General features: G+C 52.9%; 22 protein-coding genes and 1 pseudogene. 2 read left to right on the forward strand and 21 right to left on the reverse strand.

Going from position 1 to position 20,102, the window contains the following annotated elements:
• Window positions 1-11: 11 nt before the first annotated feature.
• Window positions 12-1,244, forward strand: coding sequence for an aminopeptidase (locus DFP95_RS11595; protein ID WP_115992780.1), 1,233 nt, complete (start codon window positions 12-14; stop codon window positions 1,242-1,244).
• 63 nt (window positions 1,245-1,307) lie between these two features.
• Here DFP95_RS11595 and DFP95_RS11600 read toward each other — a convergent pair whose 3' ends face one another.
• The 9 genes from DFP95_RS11600 to DFP95_RS11640 form a co-directional block, all read right to left on the reverse strand.
• The gene (locus DFP95_RS11600) at window positions 1,308-2,294 is read right to left on the reverse strand and encodes a sugar kinase (RefSeq protein WP_115992781.1); all 987 of its coding nucleotides are present in this window, start codon (window positions 2,292-2,294) and stop codon (window positions 1,308-1,310) included.
• Window positions 2,291-2,935, reverse strand: a complete 645-nt coding sequence (locus DFP95_RS11605; protein ID WP_115992782.1) for a bifunctional 4-hydroxy-2-oxoglutarate aldolase/2-dehydro-3-deoxy-phosphogluconate aldolase — start codon at window positions 2,933-2,935, stop codon at window positions 2,291-2,293. The genes DFP95_RS11600 and DFP95_RS11605 overlap by 4 nt, the downstream gene beginning before the upstream one ends.
• A gap of 155 nt (window positions 2,936-3,090) precedes the next feature.
• Entirely contained in the window at window positions 3,091-4,149 is a 1,059-nt protein-coding gene (uxuA, locus tag DFP95_RS11610; RefSeq protein WP_115992783.1) for a mannonate dehydratase, read from the reverse strand.
• 53 nt (window positions 4,150-4,202) lie between these two features.
• Entirely contained in the window at window positions 4,203-4,970 is a 768-nt protein-coding gene (locus DFP95_RS11615) for an SDR family oxidoreductase (protein ID WP_115992784.1), read from the reverse strand.
• Window positions 4,952-5,821, reverse strand: a complete 870-nt coding sequence (locus DFP95_RS11620) for an AraC family transcriptional regulator (protein ID WP_115992785.1) — start codon at window positions 5,819-5,821, stop codon at window positions 4,952-4,954. The genes DFP95_RS11615 and DFP95_RS11620 overlap by 19 nt, the downstream gene beginning before the upstream one ends.
• Window positions 5,814-6,686, reverse strand: a complete 873-nt coding sequence (locus tag DFP95_RS11625; RefSeq protein ID WP_115992922.1) for a sugar phosphate isomerase/epimerase family protein — start codon at window positions 6,684-6,686, stop codon at window positions 5,814-5,816. Before DFP95_RS11625 ends, DFP95_RS11620 begins: the two co-directional genes overlap by 8 nt.
• A 35-nt stretch (window positions 6,687-6,721) precedes the next feature.
• Window positions 6,722-7,795 (reverse strand): Gfo/Idh/MocA family protein, encoded by a 1,074-nt coding sequence (locus tag DFP95_RS11630; RefSeq protein WP_115992786.1) that lies wholly within the window; start codon window positions 7,793-7,795, stop codon window positions 6,722-6,724.
• 11 nt (window positions 7,796-7,806) lie between these two features.
• Complete coding sequence (locus DFP95_RS11635) at window positions 7,807-8,931, reverse strand: Gfo/Idh/MocA family protein (RefSeq protein ID WP_115992787.1); 1,125 nt, start codon at window positions 8,929-8,931, stop codon at window positions 7,807-7,809.
• 877 nt (window positions 8,932-9,808) lie between these two features.
• Window positions 9,809-10,735: an AEC family transporter gene (locus tag DFP95_RS11640; protein ID WP_115992923.1), complete on the reverse strand. Its 927-nt coding sequence runs from the start codon at window positions 10,733-10,735 to the stop codon at window positions 9,809-9,811.
• A gap of 104 nt (window positions 10,736-10,839) precedes the next feature.
• Between DFP95_RS11640 and DFP95_RS11645 the strand changes: the two genes are divergently transcribed.
• Window positions 10,840-11,145, forward strand: coding sequence for a hypothetical protein (locus tag DFP95_RS11645; RefSeq protein ID WP_115992788.1), 306 nt, complete (start codon window positions 10,840-10,842; stop codon window positions 11,143-11,145).
• 45 nt (window positions 11,146-11,190) lie between these two features.
• On the opposite strand, the gene DFP95_RS11650 is transcribed toward DFP95_RS11645, so the two are convergent.
• From DFP95_RS11650 to DFP95_RS29330, 12 genes and pseudogenes are all read right to left on the reverse strand, one after another.
• Window positions 11,191-11,850, reverse strand: a complete 660-nt coding sequence (locus tag DFP95_RS11650) for an SGNH/GDSL hydrolase family protein (RefSeq protein ID WP_115992789.1) — start codon at window positions 11,848-11,850, stop codon at window positions 11,191-11,193.
• Between the two features lie 131 nt (window positions 11,851-11,981).
• Window positions 11,982-12,701, reverse strand: a complete 720-nt coding sequence (locus DFP95_RS11655; RefSeq protein ID WP_115992790.1) for a YwaF family protein — start codon at window positions 12,699-12,701, stop codon at window positions 11,982-11,984.
• Window positions 12,702-12,844: 143 nt separating this feature from the next.
• Window positions 12,845-13,510 carry a response regulator transcription factor gene (locus DFP95_RS11660; protein ID WP_115992791.1) on the reverse strand — a complete coding sequence of 222 codons (666 nt, stop codon included), beginning with the start codon at window positions 13,508-13,510 and terminating at the stop codon, window positions 12,845-12,847.
• Entirely contained in the window at window positions 13,503-14,915 is a 1,413-nt protein-coding gene (locus DFP95_RS11665) for a sensor histidine kinase (protein WP_115992792.1), read from the reverse strand. The genes DFP95_RS11660 and DFP95_RS11665 overlap by 8 nt, the downstream gene beginning before the upstream one ends.
• Before the next feature lie 15 nt (window positions 14,916-14,930).
• Window positions 14,931-15,752, reverse strand: coding sequence for an alpha/beta hydrolase (locus tag DFP95_RS11670; protein WP_115992793.1), 822 nt, complete (start codon window positions 15,750-15,752; stop codon window positions 14,931-14,933).
• Between the two features lie 119 nt (window positions 15,753-15,871).
• Window positions 15,872-16,237 carry an ArsR/SmtB family transcription factor gene (locus DFP95_RS11675; RefSeq protein WP_115992794.1) on the reverse strand — a complete coding sequence of 122 codons (366 nt, stop codon included), beginning with the start codon at window positions 16,235-16,237 and terminating at the stop codon, window positions 15,872-15,874.
• 61 nt (window positions 16,238-16,298) lie between these two features.
• The gene (locus DFP95_RS11680; RefSeq protein WP_115992795.1) at window positions 16,299-16,886 is read right to left on the reverse strand and encodes a thymidine kinase; all 588 of its coding nucleotides are present in this window, start codon (window positions 16,884-16,886) and stop codon (window positions 16,299-16,301) included.
• 92 nt (window positions 16,887-16,978) lie between these two features.
• A complete protein-coding gene (locus DFP95_RS11685) occupies window positions 16,979-18,016 on the reverse strand; it encodes a Gfo/Idh/MocA family protein (protein ID WP_115992796.1) in 1,038 nt (345 codons plus the stop codon).
• Window positions 18,017-18,213: 197 nt separating this feature from the next.
• Entirely contained in the window at window positions 18,214-18,879 is a 666-nt protein-coding gene (locus DFP95_RS11690) for an SOS response-associated peptidase (RefSeq protein WP_115992797.1), read from the reverse strand.
• 81 nt (window positions 18,880-18,960) lie between these two features.
• Window positions 18,961-19,500: an MOSC domain-containing protein gene (locus DFP95_RS11695; protein WP_115992798.1), complete on the reverse strand. Its 540-nt coding sequence runs from the start codon at window positions 19,498-19,500 to the stop codon at window positions 18,961-18,963.
• Window positions 19,501-19,595: 95 nt separating this feature from the next.
• The gene (locus DFP95_RS29325; protein WP_245987600.1) at window positions 19,596-19,841 is read right to left on the reverse strand and encodes a YiaA/YiaB family inner membrane protein; all 246 of its coding nucleotides are present in this window, start codon (window positions 19,839-19,841) and stop codon (window positions 19,596-19,598) included.
• Between the two features lie 3 nt (window positions 19,842-19,844).
• Window positions 19,845-20,096: pseudogene (locus DFP95_RS29330) on the reverse strand (YiaA/YiaB family inner membrane protein); the annotation flags it as partial.
• Window positions 20,097-20,102 lie beyond the last annotated feature (6 nt).

Below are 20,102 nucleotides of genomic sequence, written 5' to 3' on the forward strand. Positions count from 1 at the left end.
GAGAGGATTACATGAAATCGTTCCAACAACGAATTGAGCAATACGCGGCTTTAGCCGTCGAAGTCGGAGTAAACGTTCAGCCCGGACAAACCTTGTGCATCATCACAACGATTTCCACGGCGCCGTTCGTCCGCGAAGTAGTCAAACACGCTTATAAGATCGGCGCTAAATACGTACACGTCGATTGGAGCGACGAGAATATCGTCCGCACCCGCGCGGAGCTTGCGTCGGAAGAGGGCCTTGCCCATTATCCGGATTGGCACGCCAAGGGAAGAGTCGAGATGGCGGATGCCGGAGCGGCATTCCTATGGGTCGTCGCCGAGAATCCCGACTTGCTGAAAGGTATCGATGCCGCCAGAATCGCGAGTATCTCCAAGGCGCAGCAAACCGCCCTTCAACCGTTCCGCCAGTACACGCTGAACAACAAAGTCGCTTGGTCCATTGTCGCCGTGCCATCTCCCGAATGGGCGAACAAGGTATTCCCGGATTTAGAGGCCGATACGCGCGTCGATGCGTTATGGGAAGCGATTTTCTCCGCAACCAGAGTGAACGACGAGGATCCGGTCGGCTCATGGAGAAGCCATGCGGAGTCGCTAAGCTCCAAGGCCTCATGGTTAAACGAACGTAAATTCAAGGAGCTGCGATATCGCGCGCCGGGGACGGACCTGACGATCGGTTTACCCGAAGGAGCGATATGGACGAACGCCGGCAAACGCAACGAGAGCGGAAATCCGTTCATTCCGAACATGCCGACGGAAGAGGTTTTCACTTCGCCGCACAGGGAGAAGGTAAACGGAACGGTTTCCAGTAGCAAACCTCTTAGCTATAACGGAAATCTGATCGATAACTTTTCTATTACCTTCAAGGATGGCCGTATCGTCGATTTCCAGGCCGAGAAAGCCTACGATGCGTTGAAGCAATTGATAGAAACGGACGACGGGTCCCATTACTTGGGAGAAATCGCGTTAGTCCCTCACCGCTCTCCCATCTCGAATACCGATCTCATCTTCTACAACACGCTGTTCGACGAGAACGCCGCATGCCATCTGGCCATCGGCTTCGCTTTCCCGTTCTGCTTGGAAGGCGGCTTGGAAATGAGCAAAGAGCAACTGAAGGAAAAAGGCCTTAACGATAGCTTGACACACGTCGATTTCATGATCGGTCGCGAGGAATTAGAGGTGGACGGCATTACGGAAGACGGAAGAGCCGAGGCCATATTCCGAAACGGAAATTGGGCGTTCTAAGTAATAAGAAAACCGAGCATCGGGATCGCCCCGGCCGCTCGGTTTTCTTATTCTTACACCTATTTAACGCGTAACTTCCCGGCCGCCGGACAGAAGCCTGTTCAGCTCTGCCCGTTTGGGAAGTCCTTCCCAGTCGCCTTTGTACTGTGTAGCCAGCGATCCCATGAAGTTGGCTCTCTCGAGAGCCTTCAGGAGATGATCGCCTTGCGCCAAGTCCCCGTTCTCCAAGAACCCGGACAGAAACCCGGCAGCGAACGCATCGCCCGCTCCGACCGTGTCCACGATTCTCGACACCGGGAAAGGATCGGCCTTCACCGGCGAACGCTCCGCTACGAAGCCGACGGATCCGCGCTCGCCGAGCTTGAGAATGACGGACTTAGCTCCGAGCTCCAAGAAACGAGACCCGTATTCCTCTTCCGACCGTTCCCCGATCAAGAACTCGGCTTCTTCGATGCCGGGCAGGAAGATGTCGCACAGAGGAATCAAGGAAAGCAGCATCGCCCGCGCTTCTTCTTCGGTCCATAACTTGCGACGCAAATTAGGGTCGAAAGAAATCGTCATCCCGAGTTGCCTTGCTTGCTTCATCAGTTCTTTTACCGCATCGCCCGTTTCCGGACCGAGCGCGGGAGTAATCCCCGTTACGTGCAGATGTTTTGCGCCTTGAAGCCAAGAGTTTTCAATATCGCGCGGAGTCAAGCGGCTAACCGCCGAGCCTTTGCGATAGTAATAGACATTCGGATCTCCGTAGCCTTTGAACTCCTTGAAGTAAATCGCCGTCGGATACCCATCGTCTCTCGCCACGAGCGAGACGTCGATCCCTTCGCCCGCCAGCGTGGACAGAATCGCGTCGCCGAACGGATCCGCGCCCAAACGGCTGATCCACCGTACTTTGAACCCTAGACGCGACAATCCGATCGAAACGTTGGATTCTGCTCCCGCGATAGATCGTGTAAATAACGGCGCGTAGGCTAGCGAGCCTTCGCTCATCGGCTGCATGAGCACCATGCTCTCGCCTAAGGTAACGACGTCCGCGGTTATCGGCGAGCTCATACCGTTTTCGCCCCTTGCACCTCGTTCACGAACGACCGGGCGAGCTGACGGAGCTCTTCGAATTTCCCGTCCTTCACCAGCTGCTTATCGACAAGGTTGCCTCCCAAGCCAACGGCAATCGCGCCGGCATCCAGCACTGCATTGATATTTTGCAAATTCACGCCGCCCGTAGCTACCATCGGAATATGATTCAATGGCGCGCGGATTTCTTTCAAGTAATTGATTCCGAGCGAACCCATCGGGAACACCTTAACGGCCGAAGCTCCGGCTTTGTATGCGCGGACGATTTCCGTCGGAGTCATCGTTCCCGGCCACACTTCCACTCCTTGTTCGACTCCGTAATAGACGACTTCTTCATCCAGATTCGGAGAAATCAAATATTCGGCCCCCGCCGCGATCGCTTCTTTGGCTTGTCCGAGATCGAGAACGGTACCCGCTCCGATTCTCAACCGGCCTTCATAATCCTTGCGAAACCGCGAGATCATGTCCAACGCGCCATCCGTATTCAAAGTAACTTCCAGGAATACGATTCCTCCGTCGGCCAAAGCTTTGGCCGTCGCGTCTCCGGACTCGGCGGAAATTCCGCGAATAATGGCCACGATTTTTTCGCGCGATAAAGCTTGCATGAGTTCGGAAGGCATAAGAGTAAGCTCCTTTGATGGTAAAGTGGTTTGATCTTATAATGACGTTAGATTTTCCGGTTTGACCAACGTATCCCATTTTACCATCACTGTCCGCGCGATGAAAGCATCGAATAACGGCAATATCGTACTGTTTATTGATTTTTCGTCGAGGTTTACCGCTGCGCGGCCGCCCTCTCCTTCGTTAGAGCTTCCCACATCCCGTTCAAATAAACGGCTCCCAGCGCGCGATCGTACAAGCCGTAGCCCGGTTTGCCCGTCTCTCCCCATATCATTCGGCCGTGATCGGGACGAACCGGTCCCGAATAATCCACGTCCCGCAGCGCCCTCATGATCTCGCCCATATCCAACGATCCCGCCGAAGACAGATGCGCCGATTCCTGGAACGATCGCTCACCCGTATGCTTGATATTGCGGGCATGCATAAAGTTGATTCTGTCTTCGGACCCGAACCGGCGGACGAGAGCCGGCATGTCGTTGTCCGGATTCGCGCCGAGCGAACCGCTGCAGAGGCACAATCCGTTTACTTTATGGTCGTAGAGACGAAGAAATCTGTTCAACGCATCTCCGTCGGTAATGATTCGCGGAAGGCCGAAGATCGGCCAAGGCGGATCGTCCGGATGAATCGCCATCAAGACGCCCGCTTCCTCCGCTACCGGCATGATCGCCTTAACGAAATAGGCCAGATTGTCCCACAATCTCTCTTCGTCAACCTCGGCATACTGCTCGAATAGAAGGCGCAGTTCTTCTTTTCTGTAACTGCTGTCCCAGCCCGGCAATTGCAGCTCTCCGCTTAACGGATTCATTCGCTGTACGACTTCCTCGTCGTAGATAAGCGCATTGGAACCGTCCTCCAGCACGTAATCGAGTTGCGAACGCGTCCAGTCGAATACGGGCATGAAGTTGTAGCAGACGATACCTACGCCCGCTTGCGCGAGATTACGCAGTGTTCGGCTATAATTTTCGATATAACGATCGCGACTCGGCAACCCCAGCTTGATGTCTTCATGAACGGGAACGCTCTCGATTACGCTAAGCGACAACCCTGCCGATTCGATCTTCCCTTTCAATTCGACGATCTTCTGCAGCGGCCATTCTTCTCCTACGGGAATATCATAAATGGCGCTAACGATGCCGGTCACGCCGGGAATCTGGCGAATTTGCCACAGCTTGACCGGATCTCCGTCACCGAACCAACGAAATGTCATTTGCATCTTGTTTTTCCTCCTTCGAGCTTGCCTCAAAGCGGCTCCGATGTTATGCGAAGTCAGATCGTCATAGATCCGAAACCTCCGTCGACCCTGAGCAGCGATCCCGTAACGAAGCCGGAAGCGCGTTCCGAAGCGAGGTATACGACGGCTCCTTGCAGTTCCGACGGATCTCCGAATCTTCCGAGCGGCGTATGCCCCATGATCGATGCAACCCGTTCCTCGGACAGGATTGCTCTATTCTGTACCGCCGGGAAAAATCCGGGGATGATCGCATTCACCCTAACCCGTGCCGGCGCGAATTCCCGAGCGAGAAATTGCGTCATGTTATTAACCGCCGCCTTGGATGCGGAATACGTGAATACTCGGGATAGCGGAAGCGTCGACGAGACGGAAGATAAATTGATGATGCTGCCGCCTCTCCCTCGTTCGACCATATATTTGCCGAAAACTTGGCACGCGATCATAACGCTTTTGGCGTTGACGTCCATGATCTTGTCCCAATCCTCTTCCTCGATATCGAAGAACGGCTTCGCGCTGTTCACGCCCGGGCAGTTCAACAGGATGTCGACGCCACCGGACCATGACGTTACTTCTTGAAGCAGAAGCTCCAAATCCGCTTTCGACGTCGCTTCAATCGCGTAGCTGCGCGCTTGTCCTCCGGCGGATTCGATGCGTTGGCGAACGGGCTCCGCGTTCTCGGCTTTGCGGCCCGTCAATGCGATCTTCGCTCCATATGCCGCCAAAGCTTCGGCCATCACTCCGCCAAGCGTCGAAGAACCGCCGATAACGACGGCCGTTTTGCCGCTTAAGTCGAATAAGTCCACTCGCCATCCCCCACCTTCTCCATCGCGACGCGTTTTTCCTTTAAATCCTTTTTGTAACGCTCGGGCGTGACCCCGACATGTTGCTTGAACAACCTGCTGAAATGGGCCAGATGCTTGAAGCCGAGGCGGAAGGACACTTCCGTTACGGCCACGCCGGGCTGAAGCAGGAATTGAATCTTCGCCTCGTTAATCCTCTTGCGGTATACGTACTCGAAGATCGTCACGCCGGTAACTTCCTTGAATATTTTCGCCAAGTAAGATTTGCTCAGATGCAACTCCTTCTGCAACCTCTCCATATTAAGTTCGTCGTCCGCGTATTGATGCTCCAGCAAGTCGATCACGTCCTGTACCGACTTTTCTTTATCCGAAGGGAACTCGCGTTGTTCGCTAAGCGGCTGTAAGCACCGATCGTAAATAAAATGAAGCAGATCCGCGAAGGCGAGCAACAACCGGCCGGCACCTACTTGATCGCCCCGCCGCTGATGACTTTCCATAGTGACCAGAATCCGTTCGGCTTCTTCCTTGTCATCTCCGCGCAGGCTTAACCTGTAATTCTTGAATTGCTCGAAGGGCTGCAGGATCGGAACCGCTTGCGGAAGCTCCATGTAAGGCCTTAGAATAGCCGGATCGAAATGGACGATCGACCTAACGTAAGGGACCGAAGGATCTATCTTCGGACAGTGCAGCGTCATTCCGTACATTAGGATGAGATCGCCTGGAGCCAGATGATAGATCTGATCCCCGATCAAGTAATTGCACTTGCCTTCGTGAAAATAGTACACCTCGTAGAACGTATGCGAATGAAAGACGGGCTCGAATAAGCCCGTCGATCTGTAGCTAAATTCAAACATCGGACTGAAGCTCCGCAAGCAGGGCTCCCATGTAATCGGAGAAGTGGTTCAGCATGTCCTCCGAATTCGGGAATTGTTTGCTGAAATCCTCTACCCCTAAGTAACCGTCGTATCCGACCGCCAACAAATCGGCGATAACCTGTTTCCAAGGTACCATGCCGTCCTTGAGCCCGGCCCACTCGCTATGCCATATCGCGCTTCCGTCCTCGGCAGTGCCTTTGACCGACCACCCGCCATTCTTCACGTGAACGTGGGCCAAATAAGGTCCTAACAGTTCCAGCGCCATCTTGTAATTCTCGAACCCTTCGTGCACCGTATTGCCCGGGTCGAACAGGACTCCGATCCATTCGGGATCCAAACCTTCCACCAATCTTCTCGCTCCGGATGCGGAAGCCGATAACGTCCCATGATGAATTTCGATCAAGCCCTTGACGCCGTACTGCTTGCAAAGTCCTTCGGATTCCTTTAAATACGTTCTCGCAAGCTCGAACAATTCGTCGAACGAACGAGTGCGATCATATCCGGGAACGCCCAAGCGAATATAGGATGCGCCCATATAACGCGCCGCGCGCAACACTTCCTCCGTCGACGCCAAATCTCCCGCTTGCAAGTAGGGAGTAACGCTAACCGTTTTCACCCCGGCTTGTTCCGTGGCTAGCTTAAAACGTTCAAGTTCGCTCTCCCCTCCCGAAGGAGAGATCGTGCTGCGGTTATTGCCCCAGAACGAAGGCGCTTCGTTCTTTACCTCCGCCGGCGTCTCTTTGAAGCGCCATTCGATTCCTTGCAGACCGGACTTCTTAACGACGGCTGCCAGTTCGGCCGGATCAAGCTCCGGGGTAGCGACCGTAAATACAGATAATTTAATCATGAATATCGTTCCTCCCTATAGTCGGATCTCGGTTATTCGACTTTCACGGCTTTGGCTTGCGCTATCAAGCAAAGCTCCGCCGCCTTGAAGGCGTGCGCCTGCGTCATCGCGTTGTCCGTTCGATTCAAGACGTCCAGAATGAGCTCTCCGAAATACGGATAACCCACCTTGCCGCCAAGCTCCATATGGAACTCGCCTTCGCTATTGACCAAGTAAAGCTGGTCGCCCTTAGGATCGCGCGCGATGTCGACGTATTTGCGCAATTCTATATAACCGTTAGTCCCCATAACGATCGTTCTGCCGTCGCCCCATGTCGATAATCCGTTCGGCGTCAGCCAATCCACGCGGAAATAATTCGTCGCCCCGTTGTCGCCGACCAACGTCGCATCCCCGTAGTCCTCGAGCTCGGCGTATTCCTTGTTATTGTAATTCGCCACCTTGCTATGGAGCACTTCGGCGTCAGCGCAGCCAGCGAACGACAGGAACTGCTCGATCTGGTGGCTGCCGATGTCGCACAAGATTCCCCCGTATCGTTCTTTACGGAAAAACCAATCCGGCCTCGATGCGGCGTTTAACCTGTGAGGCCCCAATCCCAGCACTTGAACAACGCGGCCGATAGCGCCGTCCTTGATCAATTGTCCCGCGAAAATCGCGCTCTCCACATGGAGACGTTCGCTATAATAGACCGAATATTTCCGCCCGGTGGATTGAACCGCGAGTTTCGCACGTTCAAGTTGATCCAATGAGGTGAACGGAGTTTTGTCCGTAAAATAGTCTTTGCCATGTTCCATTGCTTTGACGCCCAGCGGTCCTCTATCGCTTGGAATCGCCGCCGCCGCGACGAGCGCGATTTCCGGGTCCTGAAGAATCTGTTGCTCGGATTCCGCCACGCGAACATGAGGATACGTCTTGACGAACTGACTCACTTTAGCCGGATCGGGATCGTATACCCACTTCAACGTCGCGCCAGCTTCCTGAAGCCCGTTGCACATGCCGTAAATATGTCCATGGTCGAGCGACAGGGCGGCGAACGCGAATTCGCCTTCGGCGACGACCGGTTTCGGCTTTCCTTGCGGCGCATAGTTCATGCCGTTGGCTTTGGACATTGGGTTTCTCCTTATGCTCTCGATTTAGCCGAGCGTTCGATTTGCTCTTGCAGCTTGTCGTAGAATAAATCCTCGTCGATCGGGAGATCCACCCATCCGTCCGTCCAAGTCGATAGGAGCATGGCGTTGGAAATCGTCAAGCCTTTGATTCCGTCCTCTCCCGGCGCCAGAAGAGGCGTTCCGTTCAGGATAGCGTTGGTCCAATCCTGCGTAATCTCTTTATGCTGGGCTCCGCCCGCGCTAATCGGAATCTCGAACTTCCACACTTCCGGCGCCGCGAACGGGCTCGTATTGACTCTGTTAAATTCCGACTCGGGCTGGCGCAGGCGCCAGAAGGTCATCTTATCGTCCTCGATTACGATCTTGCCGCGATCTCCCGATATTTCGAAGCGGTTCGTACCCGGATATTCGTGCGTCGAGGTAACGAATACGCCCGTTGCTCCATTCTCGTATTCGGCATAAGCCGTCACGTCGTTCTCGACTTCGATGTCGCGGTGCTTTCCGAAGGAACAGAAGGCGCGAATTCTCTTAGGCATTAGCCCCGTCGCCCATTGCCATAGATCAAGCTGGTGCGGATCTTGGTTGATAAGCACGCCGCCGCCCTCGCCCGCCCAAGTCGCTCTCCAACCGCCGGAGTTATAATAACTTTGGGAGCGGTACCAATTCGTGATAATCCAATTCGTGCGCCGAATTTCTCCCAGCTCTCCCGAAGCTATCAGCTCTCTAAGCTTCATGTAAAGCGGGTTCGTGCGTTGATTGTACATGATTCCGTATATTTTGCCGCTGACGGCCGCTGCTTCGTTCATTTCCCTTACTTGTTTCGTATATACGCCCGCCGGTTTCTCTACCAACACGTGAAGTCCGCATGCGAACGCGTCGATCGCCTGAACAGGGTGCTCGTAATGCGGAGTGCATAGCAACACGCCGTCGATCGCTCCCGATCGAAACATCTCCTCGGGGCTTTCGAACGTACGAATACCGTCTCCCCATTGCTCCTTAACCTGCGCCAACCGCTCCGGCCGGATATCGCTGACGGCTGCCAATACAGCGCCATTTACTTGACCTTCAATCAAATAAGCAGCATGGCCTGTTCCCATGTTACCCAATCCCACGATACCGATTCTAACCTTATTCAACGGGATTTCGCCTTCTTTCAGTTCGAATGATTTGCTTGTTACTATTGTAACACTATTAACTGTGGATCAACTTTACCGACACGCTTCAATATCAATCTTAATTTAACTGTGAGTCTACTATTTGCGATGGGCATAATTGGATTTTTGTATGCGCGGGTGAGTATTTGTGGCTGCCTTGCGGGGAATATACGGGCCGTTGTTTGAAAAATTCGTGTAGCTCGGGCACGCTCACAGTTACTCGTTCAAACCGGGTAATTCTCTCCTCAGTGGGCGATTCACTCACCGTTAACCGTCCAAACCGGGTAATTCTATCCTCAGTTGGCGATTCGCTCACCGTTAACCGTCCAAACCGGGTAATTATCTCCTCAGCTGGTGATTCGCTCACCGTTAACCGTTCAAACCGGGTAATTATCTCCTCAGCTGGCGATTCGCTCACAGTTACTCGTTCAAACCGGGTAATTCTCACCTCAGTTGCCGTTTCCCTCGCAGTTACTCGTTCAAACCGGGTAATTCGGCAGATAGTTGGTGAGAGATGCTCGAATTATTCGAGTATCTCGGGCGCAGAGGTGACTATTTTGGCGCGTTGTTCGAATTTTTCGTGTAACTTGGATGATACGGCAGCTAGTTGGTGGGAGATGCTCGAATTTTTCGTGTATCTCGAACTCCGAGGTGTCTATTTGGGGCGCGTTATTCGAATTTTTCGAGCATCTCTGGTACGGAGGTTGTCTATTTGGGGGCGTTGTTCGAAATTTCGAGTATCTAGAGTTTCTCTGGTTACTGTCGCCGATTCGCTTGGATTCAACCCGAGAACGCAAAAAACCGCCGGCGTTATGCCGACGGCGGGTCAATATGCTACTTTTTCTATCAGCAGAAAACTTCACACCCGCAATAAATAAATGACTGCCGTCACCGTCACGATGCTTAAAACGGTCGAAATCAGGACGGTTTGCGAGGCGAACTCCTTCTCGTTATCGAATTCGACGGCCAGCAGTACGCTGGACAAGGAAGTAGGTACCGCCGAAGACACGATTAGAGCAGACGCCATCAACCCATCTAAACCCATCACGAGCACGACGCCCCATGCCAATAACGGACCTGCCAGCAGCCGAAGCGCCGATGCGATCCCGACGTCCACCGCAAGCTTCCGGTTGATAATACTCGTCATGCTGCCCAACTGAACCCCTAAGGTAAATAAAGCCGTTCCGATGAACGCGTTGGATAAGTATCCTACCGAGATATTAACGAATTCCGGCAAAGGAACGCGTAATCCGTGCAAGAGGAAGGCAACCGGAATGACGTAAATAACGGGCATGGATAAAATCACTTTGCGAATTTCCCGCCAGTTCGCCTTATGGGCGTTCACGCTGTAAATTCCGTATGTATTCGGGATAAGCGATTGCAGCATCATGATGAGAATTTGTACCGAAAGCGTATAAGCGTTGCCTGAGAAAGCGAGCTGATTAATCGGGATTCCGTAGTTCGCGCTGTTGTAGAAGAGTACGCTATTCCGCATGGCAGCGCGCTTGCCGCCGTCATATCGCCTCATCCTAACGACTACCTCGAGCAGAACGTATTGCGCAAGCATGAACAAGACGAAGAAGAGCATGACCTGACCGAAAACCTGAAGCGATATCGAGGTTTCGTACAGCAGTTCGAACATGATCGCCGGTGAAAACAAATAAAAGTTCAGCTTCGATAACGTCTTGATGTCCAAGTTGAATATCCGATGAAGGAAAGCTCCCAGACTGATGATGACCGATAACGGAAGTACGTTGTTCCATAGAATGTGCAGAAAAATGTCCATGCCGTCTATTATCCACCGGATGCCCCGAACCGTCAAACCCCAATTCTCATGGTATACTGTACCTTAGACAGCCTTGATTATCGCATAGCAAAGGATGAGACGACATGGCATTCGGTATCACCAGAGCGGAATTAAACGAGTGGAAAGCCGCCGTATCCCGCGGAGAAACTTCTTTCTTGACGCATTACTGGTTCGACCCCCGTTTTCCGGATATTCGAACTGTCACGAAAGTAGGCAATGCGAACCTGGCCAGATTGACGGAGTGGTGCGTCGGTCATGGCATAAATCCCAAATACATTCACGATCGTCCGCCGTTCCCTCATTTCGATCTGATGGGAGCCTTGCAGCGTGAAGTGCTGATGAAGGAAAACCTGGCAGAACACCTCGACCGATTCCGATTGCAACAATAAAAAACCGCCATTCGCGTTTCTCGGCGCGGAATGGCGGTTTCTCGCTTACAGCCCTTTATTCCAATCGAACCCGATCTTGTTCAAGAACGCGCGGGCAAGAACCGCGTGCCCTGCCTGGCTAGGATGAACGCGATCCCAAGCCAACGTTCCGGAATATAACCGTTGAAGAACGACGTCGAATGCCGCTTGCGTATCCACGAACAACGCTCCGGAACGTTCCGCTATTTTCTTCACGATCGCTCCGTATTCGTCCATAGTCCGTCGCATGGCATCATCCTTGTTGCTTTCCAAGAAAAACGGAGTCATAAGTACCAGTCGGCTTACGTGCGGTTTCGTCCGTTCCACCAATTGACTTAACGTCACCTCGTATTTATCCGCGTATACGTGCCAATCCTTAATGAACGGAGTATCGTATTGACGCCATACGTCATTCGTTCCGATCATGATCGATAGCCAGTCGGGCTTCCTATCGAGCACGTCCTCCTGCCATCTCGCTTGCAGGTCGACGACGGTATTACCGCTCGATCCGACGTTCACGACGCGGATGCCCAGCTCCGGATATACCGCCTGGAGGAAAGCATCGACCATGGATACGTATCCTTTGCCTAGAGCTCCGAACAAACCTTCCCCCGAAGGCTTCGCCCTATCGCAATCCGTGATCGAATCCCCGATGAATAGCAGCGTTTGGCTTTTTTGCAACAACATGTTCTTCTCTCCCCAATCGATTATGAAATTCCATCCCTTTAAGTCACCATTATTTTACATGCTAACATCGGTCAGGGATAGTCCGATTTCCGGAGATCGAATATCGGATTCGGTCAATTGCCTTAACCGGCTCAGCTCCCCGTAGATTCGGAAGAACGATTTCGTTTAGCCGGCATTAACCGATCGAGCACCCTCACGAGTCCGAATAGACCCATGCAAAGCGCAAGCGCCACAAGCTCCAATTGAAGGAGATACCATGGCCAAGGCGCGAGTAAATCCAGCATCGAAGCCGTATCGGGCTTGCGGGCGAGGAACATGAAGTTACTGCCGGATAAGCTATTGGCTATCGCAGCGGGAATGGCTAAGACGTGAAGCCAACCAATAGCCCGGAATACCGATCCTAGGGTCGGACGGTAACCCTCGATTACGGTCAGAAAAACGCTGGAACCAATAATCGCGCCGTGGGCGATGAAAAAGTGAAAGTAACGAAACTCGGGATAGGAAGCGTCCAAATTCGGCGTAATAAGAGCCTGCAGTGCGCCCATGATGCCTAGGAAAAAAGTCATTTCGTATAGATGGCGGTTACGGGTAAGGAGCAACAGGGCGGATAACCACATCATGATGCTGCAAAGCTGGAAAGGCAAGGATTGCAAACCCCAATTATCCGTCAAGCCATACCAAGCCTGAAGCGACAGTTCGCACCCGACGAGTATTGCGACAAGAGCGTATCTGGCTACGCGGTTTGTTCTCTTCTCCCTTAGCTTTCCGCGGAAAACCACGATGCCCAAGAGAATAGCCGCGGCGATCGCGACACCTAATCCGTGAGCCAACGAGAATGCTTCGAACGCCATTTCCGCACCCCTTTCCGCCTGCTTCCTTCTTATATCTTTATTCTAGGTTTAGCGAGCAAAAAAAATAGTACCAACTTTATATGGTACCCTTGCCTTGCAAGCGATATTCGATTAACTAGCCATGATTCCAACCGAGGTGTGCGTTAGAACAACCCTTTCTCCTTCGCGTCTTGCGCCGCTTCTTTGGAGCCTTTGGAGCCTAGCTTCTTGAGAATGTGGTTGATATGGTTTTTGACCGTGCGAATGGATACGAAGAGACGCCCGGCGATTTCGGATTGGGTGTAGCCCTTATCTACGAGCTTGAGTAGCTCAAGCTCCGCCGGCGTAATCAAATCCTGCATTTTCTTCGTTTCGAAATCCCGTTCGAGCCGCTTCAGCCTGCGGAATTCCTCTCTCATCCTTTCCGCCGCCGCGGAGCTGATCGGGGACTCCCTTCTCGCGGCAGCTCTGATCGCCTCGGGTAGTCCTTCAAAATCCGATTTGATCCGATAATCGATTGCCCCTGCCTGAAAAGAACGGAAAATAAACTCCTTCTCTTCCATCGACGTCAACATGATGACGCGCGCGCCGGTCGAGACGGCCACCTCTTCGGCCAGACCGATTCCGGCAGGCACTCCGTGCAGCATAATATCCATAAGCACGACGTCCGCCGATGTTTTCTCGTCTCTTTCCCCGAGCGCAACTCTCAAGGCTTCCGGATCGTCCGACGCAAAGGTTACCTCGATCCCCGCTTGGCTGCCTAAGAACGCTACCAGCCCGCGAAGCCAGTCCCTGTCATCTTCGACGATCCATACTTTGACGTTATCCATGAACCTCTCTCCCTTCCGCGATCGACTCCGCTTCTTGTATTTTTCTGTTCGCTTTGATGCTGCGTTTCGGGAAAATCATATAAGCGCGCGTGCCCACGCCCGGCTTGCTCCGGATATGAAGCGCTCCGCCGTGCTTACGCATTACGTAATAGGCATAGGGCAATCCGAGACCGAAGCTCGTTTCCCTATGGCCTTTCGTCGTATAGAACGGTTCGAGAGCCTTCGCCGTTTGCGTCTTGTCCATACCGGGTCCCGTATCCCGGACTTCCAAAATCAGCTCCTTCTTGCTCTCCCGAAGCACGAGAAATAATCGGCCTCGTCCGTCCATCGCGTCGATCGCGTTCGAGATCAAGTTGTTAAGCGATTCGCCTACCTGCGCCGCATCGAGCGTACAAAACCAACCCGAGGGAATCGCGATTTGCAGCTCGATCTCTTTCAACCTCGGTTCATGCTGCTTCGCGACGTTTCTTACGAGCGTCTCCAGCTCAGCCTCGCCAGGCCGCAGCTCAAGATCCTCCGTTCGGCGATGCACGCGGGAGATCATCTCTTGGATATGGGCAGAAGCGTTCTGGACGACTAGGATATCGTCCAATAGCTCGGGCTGATTCGTAGCCGCCGCGTACGACTTCATTTTCTCGGTGAACAATCGCATCTTTCCTACGTCGTTCTTAATCGCGTGATGCAGTATCGCCGTTCCCGAAGTAACCGCGCGTAAAGCGGAATCCAATCTTCGCTTATCGATGAATACCCTTACCCCTAAAAATCCGTACGTGAACAACCCGATCAGGAATACCGCGACTCCGACGAATACGAACCAAACGTTATATTTCCACATTCTTAATATTCCGAAGCTCGGAAGAACGTAACTCATCGCCATCGAGAAGAGAACCGTCGGCAAGACTGCGAGACAGATGATCCAATGAGAATGGGATAACGAGTAATGACCGGTTTTCTTAGACAATACGATGGCCGCTGCCGCTAAAAAATAAGGCGCTGCCCACCAAATGACGACGGAATGCGTGATCGGATGATATTCATTATATGGAGGCGTAAATATCGTGCTTAGTATGATGGGGATCAGTAAAGCGAAAGAAACCATGCGTAGAGTCCCGCGGGAATAAGAGAGGGGCTTATATGCGATAGCGAATAGCAGGAACGTATAAGGCAGTCCGTAATACGAAGTCAACGAAGCTCCGGCCTGGAGCGTATATAAGGCGTCCTCCAAGCCGGCGTTCGGTTGATTGGCATGCAAATATGGCAGGAATACGTCGTCCAGCGTAGCGGCTAGCGCTCCCGCTCCCCCGCAAAGGGCAACCGCGCTTAACCGACGGTTTACGCTCGAACGGCGGTCGGCCAATAACAATATAAGAGCGACTGCCCATAAGGCGATCCAAACGACAAGCATGGGATAGCTCCTATCTTAGAATTGCTGGCTTTCCAACCATGTACCGCAAACGGCGGTCCATGATTTCACGTGAGGATTGGCTTCGGCTAAGCCGAGTCCATGAGAACCATGCTCGTACACGTGCAAATCGAACGGAACTTTGTTCTTGCTAAGCGCCGCGGCGAAGAGCAACGCGTTCTCGACGGGCACGGCGGCGTCGTCCGACGTATGCCAGATGAACGTAGGCGGCGTATCCGGCGTGACTTGTCCTTCGCAGCTCAATAACTCTATCAACTCCGGATCCGGATTGTCGCCAAGAAGATTAATCGCCGACCCTCCATGGTAGAACGGAGGCTTCAGCGTAATGACCGGATAGCAGGGAAGGATCGCGTCGGGGCGACATGATTGTCTATCGATCGGATCCATGGCTTCCGGATTACCGGAATCGTAATGGGTACCGATCGACGCGGTCAAATGTCCGCCCGCCGAGAAGCCCAATACGCCGATTTTGCCGGCGTTGATTCCCCATTCGCCGGAATGATGCCGCACGTAGCGTACCGCCCTCTGAACGTCGGTCAACGCGCATGGATATCTGTATGGCGCGACTCTGTATCTCAGGACGAAGGCATGAATGCCCAAGCTGTTAAGCCATAAAGCGATCGGCTCGCCCTCGTGACCGGCGCGCATCCCGTATCCTCCGCCCGGACATACGACGACGGCTCCCCTGCCTACGCCTTGAACAGGAAACGCTTGAATAGCCGGGATATCTTCCTCCGTGCTTCCTTGCGCCAAAGGCGCGCCTTCCGGCCATAAAACAATCCATTCTTTGTCGTTTGCGGTCAATGTAATCCCTCTCATTCTCGTTGACTCCGACCAAATTGCGATCTGATTACATTGTAATGGCTTACATGGGAATCGACAACAAAAAAGAGATGCCCGAGATCGGCATCTCCATCCGTTAACTATGGCTATCGTCGCTATTCGTGCTTCAGATGCTGCATCGTCAGTACGAATAATTGCTCGATATGCGAATCGTCCAACGAATAGTAGACGGTTTTCCCCGCTTTGCGCCGTTTGACGATTCTCACGTTCCTTAAATAACGAAGCTGATGAGAGATAGCCGACTGCCCCATGCCCAGCAATTCGGCCAGGTCATGCACGCATAGCTCGTCGATCAACAATGCGCCGATCAACTTCACCCTGGTCGGATCGCTTAGCGCCTTGAATAAATCCGCCAATTCATGCGCGGTTGCATCGTCGACCATCTTTCGTTTCACTTCGGCCAAATCGGTATCCGTTCCCGCGCAAGCCGTATCGCACGTCTCGACCGTTAGCTTCTCCATTCCATCACCTTCGGGACAATCGTTTTAGCCATTATAACAATTTCCGTTCTTTTCGGAAAGGTTACGATCTGGACTTAAACGCTTCGTTATAGCAGCGGCGGCATACCGGCTTGTAGTCTTCGCTTCCGCCGACTTGAATCTGATCGCCCTCGTTGACCGGAACGCCGTCTTTGAACCGAATGACCATCGTGGCCTTGCGGTCGCAGTACCAGCATATCGTTTTGATTTCCTCGATTTTGTCCGCGTACACGAGCAGGTTGTAGCTTCCTTCGAACAGCTCGTTCTGAAAGTCGTTCTTCAATCCGAAAGCCATTACCGGGACGTTCAATTCGTCGACGACGCGGGTTAGCTCGACGATGTGGTGTTTTTTCAACCATTGCGCTTCGTCCACGAGCACGCAGAAAAATCTTCCGGAGCCGGATAGCTGAGTGACGACCGAGTCGTACAGGTTCGTGTTCTCGTCGACGGTTATGGCCGGACGCGTAAACCCTACCCTAGAGCCGACCTGATCCGAGCCGTTCCTCGTATCGATCGACGGAGTGAAGATCAATACGGGCTTCCCTTGCTCCTCGTAATTGTGGGCTACCTTAATAATCTCGAACGATTTGCCGCTATTCATCGTACCGTATTTGAAATATAACTGAGCCACTATGCTACCTCCGCAACGATGTTGGATAGCAACCATTATACATTAGATAAGGTTGTTTCCATAGGGAATCGTGTCGGATAGCGGCGATTGGACTAGCCCATCATTTCCGATAAAAACACCTTCCGGCCCGTCTTCGAGCTCTCGATCGCTCCAAGAACCATCGCCATGCTGTGAATGTTGTCTCGGCAATCGGTCTCAGCCCGTCGGCCTTCCTTCAGTGCGGCGAACATTTCGTTCAGACAGCCTTCATGGAACGAATCCGCTTGTTCCCGAACGTTAGCGTCGATGCGTACGAATTCCCGAACGAAGTTGCCTTCCTGATCGCCGGGCGCGACCGCTTCGGCGTAAGGATTGCCCTTGCCGTCCCAGATCGCCGTTCCCTTCTCTCCCGTCACCCTCCATTCGGCTTCCCAAGAAGTCGGGGCTCCTTCCGAGCACCAAGAGCCGCGATAACAGAATACGGAGCCGTCCGACATCTCGAATATGCAGATAGCGGCGGCTTGTCCCGCATACCATGATCCTACGGGATTGAATTCCTGGCAATAAACCGATACCGGATCTGCTCCCAGAATGAGCCTCGCCTGATCGAAAGTGTGGATGGCCATGTCGAGCAGAAGCGGACTATCCATCGCATCGCGGAAACCTCCGAAATGCGGGCCTAAGAAGAAGTCAGCGCCGACATAACCCGGTTTGCCGATATGGCCGTCCGTAATCAGCTCACGAAGCGCGCGAATCCGAACATCGTAACGTCTGTTCTGCATAACGTTATGCGTGCGTCCCGTCCGATCCGATACCCGGATGATCTCTTGGCATTCCGACAGCTTCTCGGCCAGCGGTTTCTCCGCGAAGACGTCGCATCCCGAGTTCATGGCCGTCGTGCTGATGGCAAAATGACTGGCCGGAATCGTGATATCGAATACGAGATTTGCTCCCGTCTCTTCGATGGCCTGCTTCAGATCCGTAAACGTGCGGCAGGTTAAACCGTGGCGATCCGCCATCGCTTGGGCGAATTCCTGCTTGATATCGATTAGCGCCACGATCTCGGCATCTGGCCTCTCCATCGCGTACTTCACCCAAGTGTTGGCCATTCCTCCGCAGCCCGCTACGGCGATCTTATAAGAATGCGTCATGGAACATCGACTCCTTCGTCATGGAGAATATCACTCTTATCTTGCTAAGAGAATATCTTATTCCCCTATTATATTCGCCCGATTCGGAAGTTTCTCTATACAATCCTGACCTTTACTAGCACGATATTGTCGGCTCTTTGCAATAAAAAGAAAGCATGCAAGCCTAATGGCTCGCATGCCGCCTAATCGTCTGATCGTTAGATTTTGGCCAGTGCCAGACTCGGTACGATCTCCGCGATGCAATCCGGCGTTTCCCATGCTACGTTCTCGACGAACGGCGTAACCGGGTACGTTCGGAAATCGGCTTCCGGAAGCGCGCGAAGGAGCGTTTGCAATCGTTCCGTTCGCTTCTCTTCCGGATCGAGCCATACGTCCATCGACCGTTCGTCCAGCATGACGGGCAACGGATGATCGGTATCGAAGGCCGACCCGCTCGTAATAACGGTGCACATCGGATATTCGTTTTTCTCCGAATCCAACCATACGTCGAAGATGCCGGGTATCGCGAACGTGGATTTCGTCCGATGCACGACTCTCCACGCCGCTTTGCTCTTGCCTTCCTGCTTCCAAATATAGAATCCGCTACACGGAACGACGCATCTTTTTTTCATCAGCATCGAACGAAGGTATTTTCTTTCCCCTATCGTCTCCAAGTTCGCATGAACCGAATTTTTCCCCCAATACGGCATCAAGCCCCAACGCTGTTGGTTAAGGCAACGCAGTTCTCCGATTTGTTGAATGATCGGAATTTGCTGCGTGGGGGCAATGTTATACCTTCTTGAATACGGAACCCGAACGCTGTCGATACGGAAGTCCTCGGTTAATTCCGATAACTCCGCCGTTAAAGAAAATCGATTGCACATGCTTATCAGCCCATTTCCGCGGATTTAATCCACTTAGTGTGGGCCAATCTCAGGTAAATTATGTATCTCCATGACTTCCGCTTATGACAGCTTCACGATACGCACGGCATCCCCTTTGGCGATCTTCCCCTCCCGCTCGACGGAACAGACGATTCCTCTCCGTTTGTATGCGGCTTTCACGAACTTGGAAGCGATTTCCTCGCGGCCATAAATCTTGCCGATTAATTTACCAGGGTCGAGACAGGGCTCGTTCTCTCCTTCGCAGATCAATCCGGTCCCGTCCGGGAACAGCATTCTCATGCCTAGAGGAAGAGCGGTCAGTTTATCCAACCCGCTAACCAATATGTTGGCTCCAAGCCACTCCGGCTTGATCTCCGGAACGCCCATCCGCTCGGCGATTTCGCGGCATTCTTCCACGGATACGATGCTGAGCTGGCGCCGATTGGCGATCATCGTTCCGCGAGGATAGATCGTCTGACGGGAATCGGAAGGCACCAAAATGCCGAAATGCCGATCGCCGGGAATCCCTCCGAGCTCCACCTGTATGCTTGGCGCTTCCGATGTCGCGAAAGTAGCGGTATCATCGGCCTTCAGCACGGAGACGACTACGACTTCGTTCATGCTTCAAATTCCTCCCTAACATCGTATCTGATACCGAATCCCTAGGTTGCGGACCGATCTTGCCTTTCATTCTCAGATTAACCGATAATCGTGAATCAATCCTCGAAAGAGCCGTTATTTATTTTGTCTTCCTCGTTATCGCGAATCGTTTTCTGCAGCACTAAGCTCGTCACGATCAGGAATGCCGCGGCAATCGCGTAATAACCGACGACGTAGAACGGTTCCTCCAACGTAGACAGTCCGACGAATTCGAACAAAGCCGCCAGCACGAACCCGATCCATGAAAGGAAAGTAAACGCCGACGTGTTCCGTTTGCGGTGATTATGATTAAGCTCGCGCAAATAATGGTCTTCGTCGTTGTCTCTTATGACCTTCTGCAGGACGAACGAGGTAATGATGAGCAGAATCGCGACAGCCGCGTAATATCCCCTCACGGAAAGAGGCTGCTCCAAAGAGTAAATGCCGCCGAATTCGAAGCCGAATGCAAGAACGAAAGCCCCCCAAGCCATGAACGTGTAGGTCGGGGTATTCCTGCGGCGGTAGAAGTTGTTCGTGCGTCTTGTGCTCTGAACCGGAATCGGGCTTTTCTCTTCCATGATGAT

The organism is Cohnella lupini (assembly GCF_003386205.1).
GTDB lineage: Bacteria > Bacillota > Bacilli > Paenibacillales > Paenibacillaceae > Cohnella > Cohnella lupini.